Origin of the sequence: Streptomyces silvisoli (genome assembly GCF_029269905.1) — a bacterium.
Lineage (GTDB): Bacteria > Actinomycetota > Actinomycetes > Streptomycetales > Streptomycetaceae > Streptantibioticus_A > Streptantibioticus_A silvisoli_A.
In genome coordinates, this window is sequence record NZ_JARJBC010000016.1 from 145,797 (window position 1) to 166,022 (window position 20,226).

Consider the following 20,226-nt stretch of genomic DNA (forward strand, 5'->3'; position numbering starts at 1 on the left):
GCCATGACCGTGCACGTTTTCGCCGGGCCGACCATCACGCCAGAGCGGATCACCGACCTGCTGCCGCAGGCCGAGGTGCATCCACCGGTCCAACACGGTGACCTGCTGCGGCTGCCGGTGACCGCCGGGGACACCGTGCTGATCATCGACGGGCTCTTCCAGCAGGCCCCCGCCGTGCGGCACAAGGAGATCCTGCACCTGATCCACTCCGGGGTCCGGGTGGCGGGGACGAGCAGCATGGGCGCGTTGCGCGCGGCCGAACTGCACCGGTTCGGCATGATCGGCATCGGCCAGGTGTTCCGCTGGTACGCCGACGGCACGGTGACCGCCGACGACGAGGTCGCGGTGTCGCACCTGAGCCGCGAGGACGGCTACCGCCAGATGTCCGACCCATTGGTCTCGGTGCGATACGGCCTCGGGTGCGCCGTCGACGTCGCGATCACCGCCGCGGAACGCGACGCGTTGTTCGCCCGAGCGGCGGAGCTGCCCTTCGCCCAGCGCAGCTGGCGGACCCTGTGGCGGATCACCGAAGCCACCCCGCTCCGCGACGCCGCCACCCGGGCCCGCGGCTATCTCGCCGAGCACCCCCGGAACACCGACGTGAAACTGCTCGACGCCGAATCGGCCCTGCGCTGGGTGCTCGACAATCCCACGCCGGACGACGCCCTCCCCTCGCACGGCACGAGGCCGGTCACGCTGGACACGGTCTACCTGGCGGACTGGCGATGGGAGAACACTCCGGCACCGAGTGGCGACCGGCAGGTCAGCGACTACCACACGCTCGGCTTCCTCCAACTCTTCCTGCCGGCGTATCCGCAGATCTACTGGCACACAGCGGTCAGCCACATCGGCGGTGACGCGGCGGGCGCACTCTCCGCGGCGCGGGCGGCCGGTCTACTGGGCACCGCAGACGAGCCCGGCCCGGGCATGCGCGAATGGCTCACCGACAACGAACTGGCCACCCGGCCGGGCCGGGACCTGGTGCTCACCGCTCTCGTCCGGTCCTTTCGCACCGCGCCCGGCGTACGTACCGGCCACACGCTGCCGGAGTTGGTCTCCTCCGCCGAGCCGTTGGTCCGGCTGGCGCGCAACTGCGCCGCCGCCGCCGGTGCGTTGAACGCCGCCCGCCGACAGCGCCATCCGGACTTCCAGGTCGAACACGTGCGGACCGACCTGGTGGAGGAGTTCTTCACACGGCGCTGGCAGTGCGCCGACCTGGAAAACGCGTGCTGGGACCGGGGATTGACCGGTATCGGGCAACTGCACGAGCTGGGCAGGTACTTCCTGCTGCTCGGGCGGTCGGGCCGGGTGCCGGAACAGGCACTCGCGGCGGTGACCATCGGCGCCGCGACCGAGCATGGCAAGGAGCTCCGATGAGCAGAGGTCTGATCACGCTGGTCAACCCGAACAAGGTGCACCCACCGATCGCACCCTATGCACTCGACGTGCTCACCACCGCACTGGAGCGGGCCGGCTTCGCGGTGGAGGTGATCGACCTGACCTTTCACCGCGACGACTGGCAGTCCTGTCTGGACGGCTACTTCGCGACCAGGTCACCGATGCTCGTCGGCGTGACCGTCCGCAACACCGATACCGTGTACGCCTTCGAGCAGCGCCCGTTCATCGGCGAGCACCGGGAAATCATCGCTGAGATACGGAGGTTGACCGACGCGCCGATCATCGGCGGCGGCATCGGCTTCTCCACCATGCCCTTCGCCCTCGTCGACTACTTCGGCATCGACTACGGCGTCAAGGGCCCCGGCGAAGAGATCATCTGCGACCTGGCCGACGCGCTCGTCACCGGCCGTCCGACGAACACCGTCGCCGGGCTGATCCGCAACACCCCGGACGGCGTCATCCGCGTGCCACCGCCGGTACTCACCTCCCGGCCACGCACCCAACCGCTGCCGAACACCGGCTACAACGAGGCCCGGGTCTGGCAGGTGGACCAGACCGGCACCTACATCCGGCGCACCGGCACACCGTTCAAGGTGGACAATCTCGAGTACTACCGGCGGGGTGGCATGGCCGGCATCCTCACCAAGAACGGCTGCGCCTACCGATGCTCGCACTGCGTCGAACCGGACGCCAAGGGTGTCCGATTCGCTCGTCGCGACGCTGCCGCCGTCGTCGACGAGATGCAGTCGCTGGCCGCGCACGGCATCTTCGACCAGCACACCACCGACAGTGAGTTCAACCTCGCGATCGGACACAGCAAGGACGTGCTGCGCGAGATAGTCCGCCGCAAGCACGCGAGCCGGTTCAGCCCGCTGCACCAACTCCGGCTGTGGGTCTACTGCCAGCCGGCGCCGTTCGACGCCGAACTCGCCGGTCTGCTCGCCGAAGCCGGCTGCGCCGGCGTCAACGTCGGCACCGACCACGTCCGGCCGGATCTGTTGCGCGGCTGGAAGACCACCGAGAAGGGCACCAGTTACTACACCTTTGCCGACACCGAGAACCTGGTCCGGCTGTGCCATGCCAACGGCATGCTGACCATGGTCGAGTCGCTGCTCGGGATGCCCGGCGAAACCGAGCAGACCCTCCGCGAATGCGTCGACGCGTTCATGGCCCTCGACGCGACGGTCACCGCCTTCTCCCTCGGCCTGCGCCTGTTCCCCTACACGCCGATGGGGATATCGATGGCCGAGGAGTGCGCGGGGGTGCGCACCCTGCCGGGCCTCCAGTCGAACACGGCCACCGGCCCGATCGTGCTCAAGCCGCTGTCCATGTGCGACGGCCCGGTCGAGTACGAACGGCAGTTCATGTTCGACGAGCGAGGCGACTTCAGGCTGGTGTGTTACTTCTCGCCGGAGCTGACCGAGGACGCTGGCACCGTCACCGACCCGACCGGGCGGTGGTACCGCTCGGTCGACCTGCTGTGGAGCCTCATCGATCCCGCCGACCACTACCGGGTGATGCTGCCGACGGTGTCCGGATCGAGCGAGCACGACAACAACTACGCGGACAACCCGTTCCTGACCAGCCTGACCGTGCTCGGCTACACCGGGGCGTTCTGGGCGCACTGGCGGGACCGGGAGGCCATTCTCCGGGAATCCCGCGACGCGGGCATCGTCCAGCCGGTTGGTGCGGCATGACGCGTGGGCTTGCACTGATCACGGGTGCGGGCGGCGGCATCGGCAGCGCGATCGCCGTCGCGCTGGCCGAAGCCGGCATGTCGGTCGCCCTGTTGGGTCGCCGCCCGGAGCCACTGGCCAGAACCGCCCGCGCCTGCGCCCGGTTCGGCGTGCCCGTCGTCGAACTACGCGCCGATGTCACCGATCCCGCCCAGGTGCGCGCCGCGGTGGACACGGCCGGCCCCGTCGATCTGCTGGTGAACAACGCGGGTGCGGTCGACCGGCACGAGGTGCCGCTCTGGGAGGCCGACGGCGACCAGTGGTGGCGTACCTACGAGACCAACGTGCGCGGCACCGTGAACCTCTGCCGCGCCGTGCTGCCGGGAATGATCGCCAGAGCCAGCGGGCGAGTGGTCAACATCAACTCCATCCTCGCCCTGCGGCACGAGCCGCACTACTCCGCTTACAGCGCCTCGAAGATGGCGCTGCTCGGCCTGTCCGGCATGCTCGCGGAACCTCTGCGAAGGCACGGGGTCCTGGTGTTCGACATCAGCCCCGGCATGGTTCGTACCGACATGACGCTCGGCATGGCGCTGTGTGCTGGCCGAACCGACTGGACGGCGATGGACCTCATCACCACCGCGCTGGTCCGACTGGCGGCCGGCGAACTCGACCCGCTCGCCGGCCGCTTCCTCCACGTCGGCGCGGATGATCTCGACCTGCTGCTGGCCAACGCGACTGCCCTGGCCGGTGGCGAAGCCCGCACCCTTCGCCTGAGCGCCTATGGCCCGGACGACCCTCTGGCGTCGATGATCACCGCATAAGGCGGCCCGGCAGCGACGAGTTGCCGGTTCCCGTCCGAGCAGGTGGCGGGTCTGGGAAACTGGGCCCGTGTCCGATGTTCCACCGCCCCAGCCGTTCGCCCATCTGCAGGCGCCGAACGCCGCTCTCTACAGCCAGGTCCTGGCAGTGTTCGCGCAGGCGCGGGAGCGGTTCATCGTCCATCTGCGGCCGGAGGACGTGGCCGCCGAGCTGCGCCAGGGCTCCGACGACGCGGCGGCGGTGTCGGTCGAGGCCGTCGGCGCGGCGCTGGAGAAGCTGGTCGAATGGGGCAACCTACGGGCGGACGCCGACACCGGCCGGGTGACTTCGGTCGAGGACTTCCACCGGGCGCGCTACCTGTACCAGCTCACCCGCCACGGTCAGGCCGCGCTGCGCGCGATGGCCGTGTACGAGCAGGCGCTCGGCCGGCGCGGCCAGTTGCAGTCGGTGGCGCTGGCGGACATCGCCGAGCAGCTGGGCTCGCTGCTGGTCCTCGCGCAGGCGGAGGACCCCGACCCGGCCAAGGCTCACCTGCTGCTGCTCCAGATCGCGGAGCGGTTCGGCAGCCTGGCGGACAATGCCCAGGCGTTCATGGCCTCGCTGCGCCGCACCATCGACTTCCAGGACGGTGACGAGGAGGCGTTCATCGCGTACAAGGACCGGCTGGTCGAGTACATCGAGCGCTTCATCGCCGACCTGGCGGGCCGCGGCGCGCAGATCGCGGACCTGCTCACCCGGCTGAACTCGGCCGGTGTGGAGCGATTGCTGCTGGCGGCAGCCCGTCGGGAGGCCGGTGACGCCGTACCCGACTCGGACGAGCCGGAGGCGGAGCAGGCGCGCGCCCAGGCGACGCAGACCGCGCTGACCGCGTGGGAGAACCGCTGGCGGGGCCTGGCCGACTGGTTCCTCAGCCGTTCAGCACGGCAGCCCTCCCAGGCGAAACTGCTGCGCGGTGCGGCGGTCAGCGCGATCACCGGCCTGGTCAACACCGTCGCGGCGCTGAACGAACGGCGCGGTGGCCGCTCGGACCGGTCGGCCGACTTCCGGGCGCTGGCCCGGTTCTTCGCGCAGGCCCCGGACGACGCCGCCGCGCACCGCCTGTGGCGGGCGGCCTTCGCCCTCACTCCGGCCCGGCATCTGACGGTCGACGCCGCCACCGAGACGGCCTGGCAGGAAGCGGACCTCGCCGCCACCACGCCGTGGGCCGAGGCCCCGCCGTTGGAGATCAGCCCGCGGCTGCGCGAGACCGGTTCGTACGAGCGGCGCGGCATGCCGAACCGGGTCGCGGACCGTACGGCGGCGCGGCAGGTGCTGGCCGAGCAGGTCGAGTTGGAGGCCGCCCAGACCGCTGCTGCCCGGGCCCGGTTGGCCACCGACGGGCCGGTGCTTCTCTCCGAGCTGGCCGGCCCGGACGGGCTCGACCCGCACGCGTTCCGCTTGTTCCTCGCGGTGCTCGGCGACGCGCTTTCGGCACGGATGCCCGGCGAGAGCGAGTCCTCGGCGCTCACCGGGGACGGCACCATGGAGGTCCGGCTGAAGCTCGTGGACCCGGACACGACGGTGGAGATTCCGACCACGGACGGCGTGCTCTCCGGACCGGAACACATCATCGAGATCATCGACCTCGCACCCACGGGGAATGCGGCATGACCGACACCGACGTCCAGGCCGAGCGGCGCCGGGCCGCCCGCGCACTGCTCGCCTCGCCATTGCTGACAAGCAGAAGCGAGGAGTTCCGGCTGGTCCGCAGACACGCGGGCGAGCTGGCGGCGTGGTTCACCCAGGAGACCGGGTGGCGGCTCGTGGTCGACGCCGAGACCGCGCGCCTGTACAAGTCGCCCGCCCGGTTGGACGACGCGACCAGGCCTGCCCGGGCGCCGCGTACCAGGGTGCCGTTCACCCGCCGCCGATACGTGCTGCTCTGCCTGGCACTCGCCGTACTGGAACGGGCCGACGCCCAGATCACCCTCGGCCGACTCGCCGACGGCGTGCTGACGGCGGCCGGCGACCCGGAGCTGGTGGCGGCGGGGATCGAGTTCGGGATGGACCGCCGCGAGGAGCGCTCCGACCTGGTGGCCGTGGTACGGCTACTGCTGGACTGGGGCGTCCTGAACCGGGTGGCGGGCGACGAGGAGGCGTACCTGTCCGAGGCATCCAACGATGTCCTCTACGACGTGCGACGACGCGTCCTGGCCGCACTGCTGGCCACGACCCGCGGACCGTCCACCGTCGAAACCGGCGCCCCGGACCAGCGCCTGACCCTGCTCACCTCCGACGTCACGCCCGACACCGAGGAATTGCGGCTGCGGGCACTGCGCCACCGGCTCACCCGCAGGCTGCTGGACGACCCGGTGGTGTACTACACCGAGCTGCCGGAGGACGAGCGCACCTACCTGGTGTCCCAGCGACACGCGATCACCCGCAGGATCAGCGAACTCACCGGCCTGGTGGCCGAGATGCGCGCCGAGGGGATCGCCATGGTCGACCCGGAGGACGAGCTGACCGACCTGCGGATGCCCGAGCAGGGCACCGACGGCCATGCCACCCTGCTGGTCGCCGCCCACCTCGCCACCGCCGAAGGCCACCGCACCGAGCCGCAACTCGTCGAGCTGGTAAGGCGACTGGCCGTGCAGCACCGCTCGTACTGGCGCAAGGGCGTGGCCGAACCCGCCGCGGCGGCGGAGTTGCTCGCCCAGGCTCTCGACCGGCTCGCCGCCCTCGACCTGGTGACCCGGGAAGGCGGGACCGTCACCGCCAAGCCGGCGCTGGTCCGCTACGCCCTGGCCGCCCCGACCATTCGAAAGGCCCGTTCCCGCGCATGACCGCTCCTCTGCCCGAGCCGACCCGCACCCGCTGGCAGCCGTTGCGCGCCGGGCTGGTCGACCTCTTCTACTACGACGCCGAGGAGTTCCGCTTCCACGACGGCAGGCTGCTGCTGCGCGGCAACAACGGCACCGGGAAGTCCAAGGTGCTGGCGCTCACCCTGCCTTTCCTCCTGGACGGCGAGCTCGCCGCGCACCGGGTCGAACCGGACGGCGACCGCGGCAAGCGGATGGAGTGGAACCTGCTCCTGGGCGGCAAACACCCGCACGACGAACGCACGGGCTACACCTGGCTGGAGTTCGGGCGGATCGGTGAGCACGGTGAGCCGCGGTACCGGACGGTCGGCTGCGGTCTGAAAGCGGTCAAGGGCAGGGGCATCGCCAAGCACTGGTTCTTCACCACGTCCCTGCGCGTCGGCCCGGAGCTGCCGCTGATGTCCGCCACCCGCGTGCCGTACACCCGGGAGCGGCTGCGCGAGGCCATGCAGGGCCACGGGCTGGTCCACGACACGGCGGCCGAGTACCGCAGGGCGGTGGACGAGCAGTTGTTCGGCCTCGGTCCTGGCCGTTACGAGGCTCTGGTCAACCTGCTGATCCAGCTGCGCCAGCCGCAGCTGTCGAAGAAACCCGACGAGAAGCTGCTCTCCAAGGCACTCACCGAGGCACTGCCGCCGCTCGATCCCGCCCTTGTCGGCGAGGTCGCGGAGGCGTTCCGCGGCCTGGACGAGGAACGGCACGCCCTGGAGGCGCTTGCCGAGGCATCCGGCGCTGCTGCCGACTTTCTGACCCACTATCGCCGTTACGCGCAGATCGCGGCCAAGCGACAGTCGTCCGTACTGCGCGTCGCGCACAGCCGGTACGAGCACCTGGGCCGCGACCTCGGCGAGGCCGAGGCCGAGCATGCCGGCGCCGAGGAGCAGTTGGGGCAGGCGGAGGCGCGTCTGGCGGAACTGGAGGACGCCCGGGAGACCCTGGCCGCCACCCGGGACGCGCTCGTCCGCAGCCCCGAGATGGACGCCGCCCGCGAACTGGAACAGGCCGGGAAGACCGCCGAAGCCCTGCGCGCTGTCGCCGACGACCGTACGAGCGCCTGCCGCACCGCGCGCCGCCAGGCCGACGACTGGCAGCGCCGCGCCTCCGCTGCCCACGCCCAGCACGAGGTCGACCTGGCCGCCCTGGCCTCGGCCGACGACGCCGCACGCCACGCCGCCGAAGCGGCAGGAATCGACCACGCGCCGGTGGCCGGGACCCTGGAGGGCGACCACGCACCGTTCCACGACACCCGCCGGGCGGGTGAGGGGGCGGTCGCACAACGCCGCCAGACGGTCGCCGGCCTGGCGGCGCTGGTCGCCGAGGCCGAGCAGGCTCGCGGGCGGTCCCGTACGGCGCAGACCGAGGCCGCGCGCCGCTCCGGCGACCTCGCAGCCGCCCGCGAGCGGTCCGCCGAGGCCGCGCAGGCCGTCGCCGAGCAGGGCGCGGCCCTGACCGCGGCCTGGCGCACCTGGGCCGCCGGCACGGCCGAGTTGCGCCTGCCCGGCCCCGACGAGGCCCTGGCGGCCCTGGAGGCTTGGACGGACACCCTGGCCGGACGCAACCCGGCGGCCGAGGCCGCCGCCGTGGCGTACCGCGCGGCCGTGGGCGCGCTCACCCGCCGCGAGGCCGAACTCGACGCCGAACACGCCGCGGTACGGCGCGAACTAGCCGCCGTGGACGACGAGATCGCCCGCCTGGAATCCGGCGGCCACGACGCCCCGCCCCTGGCGTACACCCGCGACCCGCGCGCCCGCGCCGACCGTCCGGGAGCGCCGCTGTGGCGGGCCGTCGACTTCGCCGACGCCGTACCGGCCGAGCATCGCGCCGGGATCGAGGCCGCGCTGGAAGCAGCCGGGCTGCTGGACGCCTGGCTCACCCCGCACGGCACCCTGCTCGACGCCGACGACGCCACCCTGCTGTCCGGCGGCAAGGCCCCCGGCACCAGCCTCGCCGCCGTGCTGCGCCCGGCCGTCGACCGCGCCGATCCGTTGGCCGCCGCGCTCGACGACCAAGCGGTTCAGGCCGTCCTCGCCACGATCGCCCTCGGCGCCGACACCGACCACCACACCTGGGTGGCCACCTGCGGCCGGTACCGGATCGGCGCCCTGACCGGCCGCTGGACCAAGCCCGTCGCCCACTACATCGGCGAAGGCGCCCGGGAGGCCGCCCGCCGCGCCCGGCTCACCGAGCTGGCCGCACGGCGCGGCGAACTCGCCGCCACAATTGAGGAGTTGGACGAGCAGCGCGGCGTCGTCCGGGCCCGGGCCAATACGCTCGCCGCCGAGCAGCAGGCCCAGCCCTCCGATCACGCACTGCGCGAGGCACACACCCGCGCCGGTCATGAGGCCGAGGCCGTACTCCGCCTGACGGACCGCCTGGCCGAGGCCGAGCGGGAGGCCGCAGCCCGCCAAGAGGACGCGGAACGCGCCGACCGCGAGGTCCACGAGTACGCCCTGGACACCGGCCTGCCCACCACGCGCGCGGAACTCGAACAGGTCCGCGACGCCGTGTCCGGCTACGCCGCCGCCCTCGCCGCGCTGCTTCCGGCCGCCGCTGCCCGGACTCGTTCCGCCGCCCTCGCGGCTGAGTCCGCCGCCGAGGCCGAGACCGCCGCCACCGCCCTCGCCGAGGCAGAGGAGGCCGAGACCGCAGCCCGTCGCACGGCCGACGCGGCGGCCGAACGTCACCGAGTGCTGGCCGAGACGGTCGGAGCGAGCGTCGAGGAGCTGTACCGGCGGCTGGCCGAAACCGACGCGGCGATCGCCGCCCGGGACGCCGAGGAGAGGACCACCCGCCGCAGGCGGGACGAGGCCATGACCGCCCGCGCCCGCGCCGAGGGACGCTGCGGCGAGATCCGCGCCCGGATCGAGGAGGCCACCGCCGAACGCGACCGGGCCGTGACCGCCCTCCACGCCTTCGCCGCCACCGGCCTGCTCACCGCGGCTCTTCCCGAACTCGCCGTCCCGCCCCTGGACGAGCCCTGGGCCCCCACCCCGGCAGTGGCCCTGGCCCGCACGATCAACCAGGAACTCGACGGCACCGACGACTCCGAGCGTCGCTGGGAACTGATCCAGCAACGGATCTCCGCCGAGCACAAGACGCTCACCGACGCCCTCGGCCGCCACGGCCATTCGGTCGGCATGACCCTGCACGACGGCATCATGATCGTCGATGTGGTCTTCCAGGGCCGCACCCACGACGTGCCCGCCCTCGTCGCCTCGCTGCGCGGGGAGGTCGAACAGCGCACCCGGCTGCTGTCCGCCAAGGAGCGCGAACTGCTGGAGAACCACCTGGTCGGTGAGGTCGCGGGAGCCCTCCAGGAGCTGATCGCCACCGCCGAGGAGCAGGTGCAGGCGATGAACGAGGACCTGGCCGCCCGGCCCACCTCCACGGGCATGGCCCTGCGCCTGGTCTGGCAGCCCGCCAAGGACGCGCCGCCCGGCCTGGAGGCCGTCCGCACCCGTCTGCTACGCCAGTCCTCCGACGCCTGGACCCCGGCCGACCGGGCGACGGTCGGCGAGTTCCTCCAGGCCCGGATCGCGCACGACCGCGAGAACAACCCCGGCGACTCCTGGGCCGACCAGCTCACCCGCGCCCTCGACTACCGCGCCTGGCACGCCTTCACCATCCAGCGCCGCCAGGACGGCCAGTGGCGCTCCGCCACCGGCCCCGCCTCCGGTGGCGAACGCGTGCTCGCCGCCTCCGTCCCGTTGTTCGCCGCGGCCTCCTCGCACTACTCCTCCGGCAGCCCGCACGCCCCGCGCCTGATCGCCCTCGACGAAGCGTTCGCCGGCGTCGACGACGACTCCCGGGCCAAGTGCCTCGGCCTACTCGCCGCGTTCGACCTGGACGTGGTGATGACCAGCGAACGCGAGTGGGCCTGCTACCCGACCGTGCCCGGCGTCGCCATCGCCCAGCTGAGCCGCCGCGAGGGCATCGACGCCGTCCTGGTCACCCCCTGGCGCTGGGACGGCACCGCACGCACCCGCGAGACCCGGCCCATCCCACACGTCCCCGCCCAGGCGACCGCCACCGACCAACCGTCCCTGCTCGACAGTGAGTGAGCCGGTGACCGACCTGCCGCGGCTGCGTCGCCTGCTCGGCGGCCCCGAGACCGCCTGGCTGCTGGACCGCGCCCGTGACCGGCTCGCCAACGGGCGGCCCCTGGACACCCCCGCCACGCTCAAGGCCGCCACCCTCGAACAACGTCGTGCGGTCGAGTTGTTGCTCGGCCGCCGACTGCGCTCGGGCAGCTCCCTGACCGTGCCACTGGCCGAGGTCGACCGCGTGCTGCGCGAATCGCTGGCCTGCCCGGACGGCCTCGCCGCGGCGGTGGTCGCACTGACCGGCCCGGTGGCCGACCGGCGGGCCCAGGACAACGCCCTCGCGGCCGCCTGGAAACGGGCCCTGAGCGAACTCGACCACCCGGCCGTTGCCGACCGGGTCGAACTCGCGCCCTGGCGCGCCAAGGTGGAGGCCACCGGCCTACTCAAACGCCTCTCCGGAGGCGACCCCGCAGCCGCACAGCAGCTCGCCGCCGACACGGTACGGGTGCTCTCGGCGCTGCCCGCCGACGGCCTCACCCTCCCCGTCCTCGCCGCCCGCACCCTCGGCGACGCACACGCCCTGGACGACGGCCGCCCGCTGGGCGCGCTCGTCCTCTCCGGCGTCCGCGCGCTCGCCGCGCTGCCCGCCGGGACAGCCACTGGTGCCGAGGGCCGCCGAGCCGCCTGGGCCGCGGTCGGAGTGGCGTTGGACGACCTCTCCTCCCGGGTCCTCGTCCTCGGCTTGCCCGGTTCCACCCGCGGCACCACCGGTCGCATCCTCGCCACCGCCCGCGAAGGCGGCGAACCCTGTGTCCTGACACTGCGTCAAATCACCACACAGCAGCCCGAACTCGGCCTGACCGAACACACCATCGTCCACGTCTGCGAGAACCCCGCCGTCCTCGCCGCCGCAGCCGACGAGCTGGGCCCCGACTGCCCGCCGCTGGTCTGCGTGGAAGGCAACCCGTCCGCCGCCGCCCGCACCCTGCTCACCCACATCGCCGGCCAGGGCCACCCGATCGCCTACCACGGCGACTTCGACTGGGGCGGCATCCGCATCGCCACCGGCATCCTGCGCCTGCCGACCGCCACACCCTGGCGCTACGACACCCCTTCCTACCTGGCCGCCGTCGAACGCGGCCTCGGCACCCCGCTCACCACAGGCACCCCGGCCCCCACCCACTGGGACCCCGCCCTCGCACCCGCCCTCACCCAACACACCATCCGCGTCGAGGAGGAACACCTCCTCGACCAGCTGCTCGCCGATCTCCACGGGCACTGAGCACCCAACGCGCGGACCAGTACGACGTCGTTGCTCTGGACCTCGGAGCGGGCACAACGCGGCTCCACACCGCGAGCCGGTTCCCCCAGCGGACGCCACAGTCCGACGCCATCGGCAGCCAATCCCCCGCTACCCGAGCGCTTCGTTCGATCGCCTCCGGTGGACAGAGCGAAGACCTGGACAGCGGGCACATATGCACGCTCCGTACAAGGGGTAGGCTGTCCGGGTGACCATGCGCGCAGCCGCAACTGCCGGAAACTCGCAATACGCGTCCTTCCTCGGTCAGTTGAACGAGGAGCCCACCGCGGCACAGTTGGAGGACTGGGCCCGCCGCCACGCAGAGAACTCCGACGCCGAGCAAGCACTGCTGGACGCGGCGCGTCAACACGCTTTCGACGGCGACCACGAGCGCGCCCTGGAACTGTTCACCGAAGTGCACGGCCGAAGCGGCGAACAGGCGCACGCCGCGCAGGTCGGCATCGCGGAGCAGCTGTTGGCCCTTGGGCGGAGCACGGAAGCCGACGAGCAGCTCGCCGCGCTCCGCGACGCCCTGGACAGCGCTGCGGAGCCGGACCTCGATGTCTATGCCGACGTCGCCGTCATGCTCGACGAACAGCAGCGGAGCGAGGACGCCATCGCCTGGTGCGACGCGGGCCTCGTCCGCTCCTGCCAGCCAGCCGACGCGAGCGAGGAGGGCATCCTGCCGAGCGCCCACGCGCGCATGCTCCTCCTCCGCAGCGAACTGCGCAGGGAGAAGGGGCTGGAACCGGACGCGCTGGATGAGCAGGCCGAGGAAGAAGACGAACGCAGCCGCCAGGCCACCCGACAACTCTTCGAGGCTCTGGCCGAGGCAGTACCCCGGCAGCGTGGCCTCCTGCCGGACGACGGCGCGACCTACAACGCGGTGATCCTGCACTGGCCAGAGCCGGAGTTCACGGCCGTGCGCGCGCACTGGCCGGAGGCAACGGAACTGTACGGCGAGGACTACACGCACTACTGCGCTCTCCTCCAGCGTGAAGCGCAGGGCTACAGTGACGCCGGCGCCGCCCGTACCGTCATCGTGCACGGCACACTCAACGACTACGACGCCTACTCACGCAGCACGGGCAAGGACCCCGCCGAGCGCCAGACCCGTCGTGACTACGGCGAGTGGTGCGCCGCCAACCACCCCGAACGCACCCTGGCCTGGCCCCCACCGCGCAACGGGCCCTGCTGGTGCGGCTCGGACCGCAAGTACAAGAAGTGCTGCGGTTCACCGTCCTGTACCTGACTCGAGCGTCACCCCGCCGCATGGCCAGTGCCTGGCACCCACCCCCACCAGGCAGACGCCAGGCCGTCACCACGAACACGCAGGAGCAGGAGAGGCATCCCCATGGACGAGTCCGACCTGGGTCGCGTGATCGAGATCGTCCTCGTCGACGCCTACGGTGAAGAGGAAGAATCAGCTGCCTGGGAGACCGTCCTGGAGGACGTCATCGACGTCCCGGCTCAGGCACAACTCCTCGGCCAGACAGTGACCGTCACGCATATAGGGTCTCCGTCCGGCCGTGCGGAGGTGACCGCCCACTGCCAACGGCCATGCGGAAGGCGGGGCGACGTGGCCTTCGCCGACCTCGCATTCCCTCCCGAGAGCGAGGCCGCCTGGCTCCACGCCGCCTACCGGCGCTACCTCGGGCTGCAGCCCTTCCCCGCCGTACCGCGCCCGGAGTGGACCTGGCCCGACCGATGACCCCGGTCGCCGTCGGCCGCTCCGCTGAGACAAGCCGCGACGTACGCATTCCCTGCACGGGTTCAGAACCGACTCGGGCGCTTTCGGACCTGGTCCATCCAGTGCACCAGCGCGATGCCCCGCATGCCCCTGCACACCGACGGCCAATCGCGCAGGGCGAAGGGCAACCGCACGGAACAACTCTTGGATTAGATGGACTGCGGACCAACTCGCTGTGCCCGTCGACGCGTCGGCGGCGCCCCCGGTCACTACTGCGGCCCGCCCTCCGCCGGTAGGCGCTTCACCCTACGGGCGAGTGCAGTGCGCCGCCACGCAGGCGCCGTCCGCGCAGTGCCACTGACCAGCCGCAGGGCGAACTGAACATCGTCGGAGCCCCGCGCACTTGTAAGCGTACACCAACGCCTCGCCTCTGTTCGCTCCCCTGATCCGCCCTACCTCTGCCCCAGGTTCAGCACCCGTGCAGTCTCGTCCACCGCCTGTCCACCGGAGCCGCACGCCAGGGACGATCAAGACCTGCCGTCGTCGGGAAATGACCAGGTCAGGGACCCGGTCGTCCAGCTTCGCCACTAACAACGAAACCGCTGGCCTACGCATTGCGATGCATAGAACGAGAGTGCCCGATCTGAGCGATTTCCATGGTCACGAGAACAGAAAAACCGCAGGTCAAAGGCTTGACCTGCGGTTCCTCTACGAGCCGCCTAAGGGAATCGAACCCTTGACCTACGCATTACGAGGGCCTGCAAGATCGTGACGAGGGGTGACGGGAGGTGCCACCGGATCCCGTTTACCCAGGTCAGAGCATTGCGGCCTGGATCGGCGTGACGTCCTGTCCAACGTGTCCTGTCCCGTCCGCTCACGCAGCGCTCACGCAGTACGCCGATTGAAGGGCTGCGATCCCTACTCCTCCTGCACCTCGTCGTCGACGTCGGCCCTCCGCGCGGGCGGCCGTTCGCTGCCCTGGCGCCACGCGGAGTAGAGGATCGCCACGGCGGAGGTGACTCCGATGATCTGATCGGAGGGGAGTCCAACGGCGATCAAAGTGACCGCTGCCATGACGATGGTGGCGAAGGCACAGAGGTCTGCAGTGCGCTGGCGCATCAGATTCCCTTCACATACTGGGGTTTCAGCAACGCGGGCAGCCTGCTGGGGCGCGCCACCGATCCGGAAGTTTGATCTTTTGATCAAGTAGATCAAATGCAATACTTGGGCGATCAAATCAGGGGGATCATGAGGAACGGGCAAGGACGGGGGCGCCCGTGGGCGCCAGTCGAGGACCTGAGCGAGCCGATGACCGAGATCGTGGTGCTGCTCCGCGAGGTGATCGACGGCAGCGGCCTGGGATTGCGCGGACTCGCTGAGAGGCTGAGAGTCGAGCACCGCGGAGGACCTCCGCCACGCGGATACCAAACGCTCTCGAAGAGGCTCAGAGGCATAGGACTACAGAACGAACCGCACCTGATCTACAGCATCGTTTCTGCATGCGCGGGGGAAGGTCGCAGGCAAGAACTGACGTCGCGAGTCACCGAGCTCCTCGCCGATGCCCGCGTCGCCGCGCCCCCTTCCGATGGCGCGTCCCGGAGACGGGCGTCGGCAACGGATCGGAAGCTGATCGCCGCACTCGACGAGATCAACACGCTACGAAAGAAGCTGGACCGGCTGCAAAGCAAGGCAGATCGGGCTGAGAAACAGCTCCTGGAGGCGCGCGAGCTCCTTGCAGCGACTCGCGCGGCGGCCTCAGGGAGATCGCCAGCATCCACGAGCCCTGCGGCAGACTCTGCTGCCCTTCGGAAAGAGGCCCGGTCGTGGACCAGCATCGTTCCTCCCCCGCGTAAGACGCCGACAGAGAACAGGTCTCCCAGATCATCGACCCGAGAGGTCAGCACCAGCGGCGAAGACGTCATCCGGTTCCTGAACTCCGTCCCGGCCCTCCGAGAGCGAACGGCTGCATCTCTGCGGGCAGCCTTCGACAGCGTGCTGGACGGGGAACGGACGGGCCGCTACGACCTGAACACACTGGGAAAGAGCGAGAAGGTCTATCTGGGCAGCAGAGTGGAGCACTTCCTCTGGGAGGCTTGGGGTCTCAAGGGACGCAAGCACGCCAGCATCGCGAGCGTGCCGCTGAAGTTCACCTGGACAAGCACATGGGTCCTAGCCCCCGAGCACATCGGCCGTGTGTGCCTGCTGGTGCGTGCCAGCGACACGCAATCGCGCTGGGACCTTGGAGTGCTGGAGGTCACCCCCGAGCACTTGAACCGAGGACGGAACCGAGACGGCAAGCAGACATTGTCGGCTGCCGGCAGGGGCGCCATCCAATGGCTCTTCAAGGACGCCCCTCTGCCGGAGAACGTGCTGCTTCATCTCGATCAGCAGTCTCTGGCGCAGGTCCTCTCACCTGACGACAACGACGTTCCAAACGCTGGCCAGGCTCGCACGAACAACCTGTTTCGGGTCGTGCAGGGACGCCTTCTTGATCAAGCCGCGGTACAGACGGTGACGATGCAGGCTGACGCCCCCAAACGCGTGCGCGATGCCCGTCGCCACCTGCGCAGAGAAGGCATCCTTATCCTCGGACATCAGCTGAATCACCCTCAGATCGCCGAGGCCCTCGGCCTGCCACGCCCCCTCAAGGGCCAGTGGGTCAGCATCAGAGTGACCCGTCTGCGCCCTGACCACGGTGACGCACCCTTCGTGGAACTTGATGGCGAGAGGTGGACGGTCGCCGGTCCGGATGACACCGTCGAAGAGGGTCCAAATTTGTCGTGACCAATACGCTTGGGGCTAGCATCGCTGGCCCGAGGCGCGGCACCGCTGTCACACTCGGAGTCGCCTACTGAGCCAGCGGGCGTCCAGCCAAACCATCTTGTGGCTCTTGGTAGGCCCTTCCCTTGCGGGACTCGAACCCGCAACCAATGGCTTAAAAGTCCTAGGCAGAGCGTGACGGCACGTGCCCCCTGATGCTTCTTGGGTCAATTTCAGCCGGTTAGAGAGTTGCGGCCTGACGGCTGATCCAGCCTCGGGCGACCGATGACGCGACATCCGCTCACGCAGGGCGGGTATCTGACACCAGGTATTTGGGCTGAATGCCTGCGCGTAGACAGCCCCCCTCCGGCATGGAGACTCCGTGCGAAGGCGACGTCCTGGATCAGAAGGCTTCATGCAGTGACGGAGGCTTACGGGGCGCGAAGATGGTGGTGCGATGCCGCGATACCCAATGGTTCTTTGCCTCCTCAGTCAGTATCTGCTGACAGCAGGGGCATTGCTCTGGTGCCTCAGCGGGATCGATGGGGATTGCGATCAGGCGGGCTTCGCGTTCACGGCGGCGCTTCTCGGCTACATGACGTGCCAGTAGGTCGTGCACCCTGGCAAGTAGTTCCTGGTGTTCCTCCTTCATACGCCGTTCGAGACCAACACGCCACCAGGCAACGTCAGACGGGTCGAACGACGTGCCGCAGGTAGCGTTGATAATTTCCGTCACTTTGGCGACGTTGGCGAGGATCGTCTGGTTATAGAGACCTCTTGTGAATGCTTCAACCAATTCTTCGTGGGTCGGACGGCGATACTTGTGATAGTCGACTGACCAACGAAGTTGATTTTTAACACGGAGTACCTGTGCCTCAATCCATTCCTCTTCTGGCGTCATGCACAGCCGAGCACCTGCATGCTTACCACCGGTGTATCACAGGAAATCAACGCCATGCAGGTTCGATGCAGCGCGGCGAACGTTGAGGACGTTGCGGTCGGATACATAGCCGTATGTGCGGCGCGCGATCTCATGCCACGTCATCCATACCGGGTACGGTTCCGACGTTCGCGCGTTCTTAAGTACGAGGAGAATTTTTGACTGAATAGGTCCGGGCCCCTGTTTCACGGCAGTGATGCTAAGCCCGCTAAGCGGGTCAGCCGAGGTGCGCCACACCTGTGAGTACGCCCTTCTGCCGACAGGTCACTCGCCCTTAGCCTGGTGACCACTGGAAAGAGCGCAAGATGCCGCTGCCATTGATGCCTTCTTCCCGACCATATGCGGTGCGGCGTGCCTGCGAGGCAGATCGGGGACACGGCACCCATCCCCCTTCTTCCAGCACAGCCGTCGAGGAGGACCTCAGCCCAGTTCCCCCCGATCAGCGGCTACGACGCGTGCGATGTGAGCAAGAAAGACCCCAAGGGTGGTCTGGGGCGGTCCGTCGGGGACGATCTCGTCGTCGAAGTCCCATTCCATTCCGGCTTCGGTGTTGAACTCCACTGTCTCGCCGGTGGGGACGACCTCGCGGCGTAGCCAGTCGACGAACTCGGCTGCCTGCTGTGCGGTGACGTTGACGAGGGACACACCTTCGGTGCGGACGGAGGCGATTCCTTCGAGTTCCTCTTCGTGCAGGGTGTAGGTGAAGGACATGGTGACGTGCGCGGACGCACCGTCGGCGGGGTCGTCCCAGACGCGGGTGAACTCGCCCGGGGTTCGTTGCTGCAGCGCTGAGGCGAAGCTCTCCAAGGTCATCCTCCAGGTCGAGCCTTCGGCAGGGGTGAAGACGAACATCGTGGTGATCTGACCGAGGTCGGCCTGCTGCATGGTTGTGCTCTCCTGGGTCGTTCGCGTGTTAGGGGACGTAACGGGCGTAGCCGTTGACGCCGTAGGCGACCATCATGGATCGCCAGTAGGGCACCGAGGGCTGGTAGTCGGTGTCGATCTCCACGCCGCGTAGTTCCGTGTTGCGGGGATCGTTGAGGGCTGCGGCGTACTTGCGCAGTTCTTCGCGGTCCTTGGCGTACAGGAAGTCTCTCTTGCCGGTGGTGTGGGATTCGCGGATGGCGTCGAGGGTGCGCGGGCACTTCTGCGGGTTGCGGACGTGTTTGGCTTCGATCGCCATGCCGTCGGTGGGGCGCATCCCGTCGACCATGAGTGTGTCGTCCCGTTTGGAGATGCCGGGTGGGATGGGTACCTCGTATTCCGGGTAGCCCGCGACGCGGAGCTGGTATTGCACGTCCTCGGGGAAGCCGCCAGAGACGTCGCCTTCTCGTAGTCCGGACAACCACTGCTGGAACTGGGCCCGTTGGGTGGGCGTGAGCGGTGGGAAGCGGGGGTCCGGCGGGACCGGGGGCGCGATCGCCGGGGCGCGTGGGATGTTGCCGGAGGGCGGGTTGTAGGAGGCGGGGATGAGTTCGGGTATGGGGATGTCGGTGAGCGGTATCCGCAGCGGTGGCAGGAGGGGCATTCCGGGGAGAGGCGGTGCGTCGCCGCTGGGATTGGGTATGGGGACGCGGGCTTGGGTGCTGTCGAGGGTGTGGCCGACGCTGGCGAGGTCGAGTATGTGGTCGTCGGAGCTGACGGCCGCGTGCAAGCCGCCGTCCTCGCCGTTGCCGCCGAATGTCGGGCTGTCCAGCAGGTTGTCGATGACGCTCTTGTCGAAGAGGTCCTTCATCGCGTCCTTGGAGGCGCGGTGGCTGGCGGTCTGGATGTGGTCGGCGTAGTTCTCGCATGCCTTGGCGAGTTGGGAGCATGCTGTAGGCAGGTTCGCCAGCAGGGAGCAGTTTTCGTCGACTCTGCCTGGTGGGTGGTCTTTGCCTACGAACTCGGTGAAGAAGGCGTTGACCGCGTCCGCGGTTTGCCCATTGGCGTGGCTGGTGGCTGTCCGCCAAGCGTCCTGGGCGTCGGACAGGACCCCTTCCGCGATGGACTTGGCCTTCCGCCATGTGCCAGCGACCGCACGTAGCTTTTCGGGGCTGCCGCGGAACCGGTCGCCTACCACGTACTGGGTGACCGCGCCGGTCTCCCCCACGACCTCGGGTAGGTCCTCACCACGATTCCGAGGTGGCGGGGTGCAGTCTGGCGAACTCGCCGCATCACCGGCCAAGGAGGTGCCGATCTGGCCCATGGCGCGCAACATGTCTGCTGCGACCTGGCTGTCGTGTGCCATGAAGTCGTTGGCGGCCTTCAGCGTGGTCTCGCTGCCGCGGCCCATGATGTTGGTGGCTTCGCCGAGCTGGTTCACCGTGGTCTTCGCGGCGCTGTTGTACAGCTTGGCGAAGGCGTGCCCCGCGTCGTCGTCACCGGCCATGCCGTGCTGCTCGTCGAGTTCGTTCACCAGCGCGCCGACGGTCTCCGCCAGTGTCTCGTTGAGGAGGTACATGCCCCACGACGCGTTGATCAGGTCGACAGCGTGCACACGAAGCGTGTCGTCCATGTCCCCTCCCCGACCGCATGACCGGCCGTCAGTCTCGCATAGGGGAGTGACAGTGGATCTAGGCGCTTATCGGCCTTCGGGTTGGCTCCGTCTTCAGCTCCTTCGTGGCTACTTTGCGGCCAGCGACAGTTTTAGCGATGCGACGCGTGGCGGCTCAGTCGTCGGTGGCGCGAGGCCAGTGCCCGAGCCAGAAGGCGGCGTTGGACGGTAGGGGCTGGTCTTCGGTTGATCCGTCGTGGGGT

The 20,226-nt window shown here is 69.5% G+C and carries 14 protein-coding genes; 10 read left to right on the forward strand and 4 right to left on the reverse strand.

Annotation, left to right across the window (positions count from 1 at the left end):
- The first annotated feature begins 3 nt into the window (after positions 1 to 3).
- From P3G67_RS24065 to P3G67_RS24105, 9 genes are all read left to right on the forward strand, one after another.
- On the forward strand, positions 4 to 1,377 hold the full coding sequence (locus P3G67_RS24065; RefSeq protein WP_276095331.1) for a TfuA-like protein: 1,374 nt from the start codon (positions 4 to 6) through the stop codon (positions 1,375 to 1,377).
- Positions 1,374 to 3,095, forward strand: coding sequence for a tryptophan 2-C-methyltransferase (gene tsrT / locus P3G67_RS24070; protein ID WP_276095332.1), 1,722 nt, complete (start codon positions 1,374 to 1,376; stop codon positions 3,093 to 3,095). The genes P3G67_RS24065 and tsrT overlap by 4 nt, the downstream gene beginning before the upstream one ends.
- On the forward strand, positions 3,092 to 3,898 hold the full coding sequence (locus P3G67_RS24075; protein WP_276095333.1) for an SDR family oxidoreductase: 807 nt from the start codon (positions 3,092 to 3,094) through the stop codon (positions 3,896 to 3,898). The genes tsrT and P3G67_RS24075 overlap by 4 nt, the downstream gene beginning before the upstream one ends.
- Before the next feature lie 67 nt (positions 3,899 to 3,965).
- Positions 3,966 to 5,546, forward strand: coding sequence for a TIGR02677 family protein (locus tag P3G67_RS24080; protein WP_276095334.1), 1,581 nt, complete (start codon positions 3,966 to 3,968; stop codon positions 5,544 to 5,546).
- Positions 5,543 to 6,718 carry a TIGR02678 family protein gene (locus tag P3G67_RS24085; protein WP_276095335.1) on the forward strand — a complete coding sequence of 392 codons (1,176 nt, stop codon included), beginning with the start codon at positions 5,543 to 5,545 and terminating at the stop codon, positions 6,716 to 6,718. Before P3G67_RS24080 ends, P3G67_RS24085 begins: the two co-directional genes overlap by 4 nt.
- The gene (locus P3G67_RS24090; RefSeq protein ID WP_276095336.1) at positions 6,715 to 10,815 is read left to right on the forward strand and encodes a TIGR02680 family protein; all 4,101 of its coding nucleotides are present in this window, start codon (positions 6,715 to 6,717) and stop codon (positions 10,813 to 10,815) included. Before P3G67_RS24085 ends, P3G67_RS24090 begins: the two co-directional genes overlap by 4 nt.
- A gap of 4 nt (positions 10,816 to 10,819) precedes the next feature.
- Positions 10,820 to 12,079: a TIGR02679 family protein gene (locus P3G67_RS24095; RefSeq protein WP_276095337.1), complete on the forward strand. Its 1,260-nt coding sequence runs from the start codon at positions 10,820 to 10,822 to the stop codon at positions 12,077 to 12,079.
- Between the two features lie 232 nt (positions 12,080 to 12,311).
- Complete coding sequence (locus P3G67_RS24100) at positions 12,312 to 13,349, forward strand: SEC-C metal-binding domain-containing protein (RefSeq protein ID WP_276095378.1); 1,038 nt, start codon at positions 12,312 to 12,314, stop codon at positions 13,347 to 13,349.
- Between the two features lie 102 nt (positions 13,350 to 13,451).
- Positions 13,452 to 13,808 (forward strand): calcium-binding protein, encoded by a 357-nt coding sequence (locus P3G67_RS24105; RefSeq protein ID WP_276095338.1) that lies wholly within the window; start codon positions 13,452 to 13,454, stop codon positions 13,806 to 13,808.
- 897 nt (positions 13,809 to 14,705) lie between these two features.
- Here the strand turns inward: P3G67_RS24105 and P3G67_RS24110 are convergent.
- Positions 14,706 to 14,906, reverse strand: a complete 201-nt coding sequence (locus P3G67_RS24110) for a hypothetical protein (RefSeq protein ID WP_276095339.1) — start codon at positions 14,904 to 14,906, stop codon at positions 14,706 to 14,708.
- Positions 14,907 to 15,095: 189 nt separating this feature from the next.
- Between P3G67_RS24110 and P3G67_RS24115 the strand changes: the two genes are divergently transcribed.
- A complete protein-coding gene (locus P3G67_RS24115) occupies positions 15,096 to 16,571 on the forward strand; it encodes a NaeI family type II restriction endonuclease (RefSeq protein WP_276095340.1) in 1,476 nt (491 codons plus the stop codon).
- A gap of 379 nt (positions 16,572 to 16,950) precedes the next feature.
- On the opposite strand, the gene P3G67_RS24120 is transcribed toward P3G67_RS24115, so the two are convergent.
- The 3 genes from P3G67_RS24120 to P3G67_RS24130 all read right to left on the reverse strand — a co-directional run bounded on the left by P3G67_RS24120 (position 16,951) and on the right by P3G67_RS24130 (position 19,984).
- The gene (locus P3G67_RS24120; RefSeq protein ID WP_276095341.1) at positions 16,951 to 17,448 is read right to left on the reverse strand and encodes a hypothetical protein; all 498 of its coding nucleotides are present in this window, start codon (positions 17,446 to 17,448) and stop codon (positions 16,951 to 16,953) included.
- A 459-nt stretch (positions 17,449 to 17,907) separates the two neighbouring features.
- Complete coding sequence (locus P3G67_RS24125) at positions 17,908 to 18,372, reverse strand: hypothetical protein (protein WP_276095342.1); 465 nt, start codon at positions 18,370 to 18,372, stop codon at positions 17,908 to 17,910.
- Between the two features lie 28 nt (positions 18,373 to 18,400).
- Complete coding sequence (locus P3G67_RS24130) at positions 18,401 to 19,984, reverse strand: restriction endonuclease fold toxin-2 domain-containing protein (RefSeq protein ID WP_276095343.1); 1,584 nt, start codon at positions 19,982 to 19,984, stop codon at positions 18,401 to 18,403.
- Positions 19,985 to 20,226 lie beyond the last annotated feature (242 nt).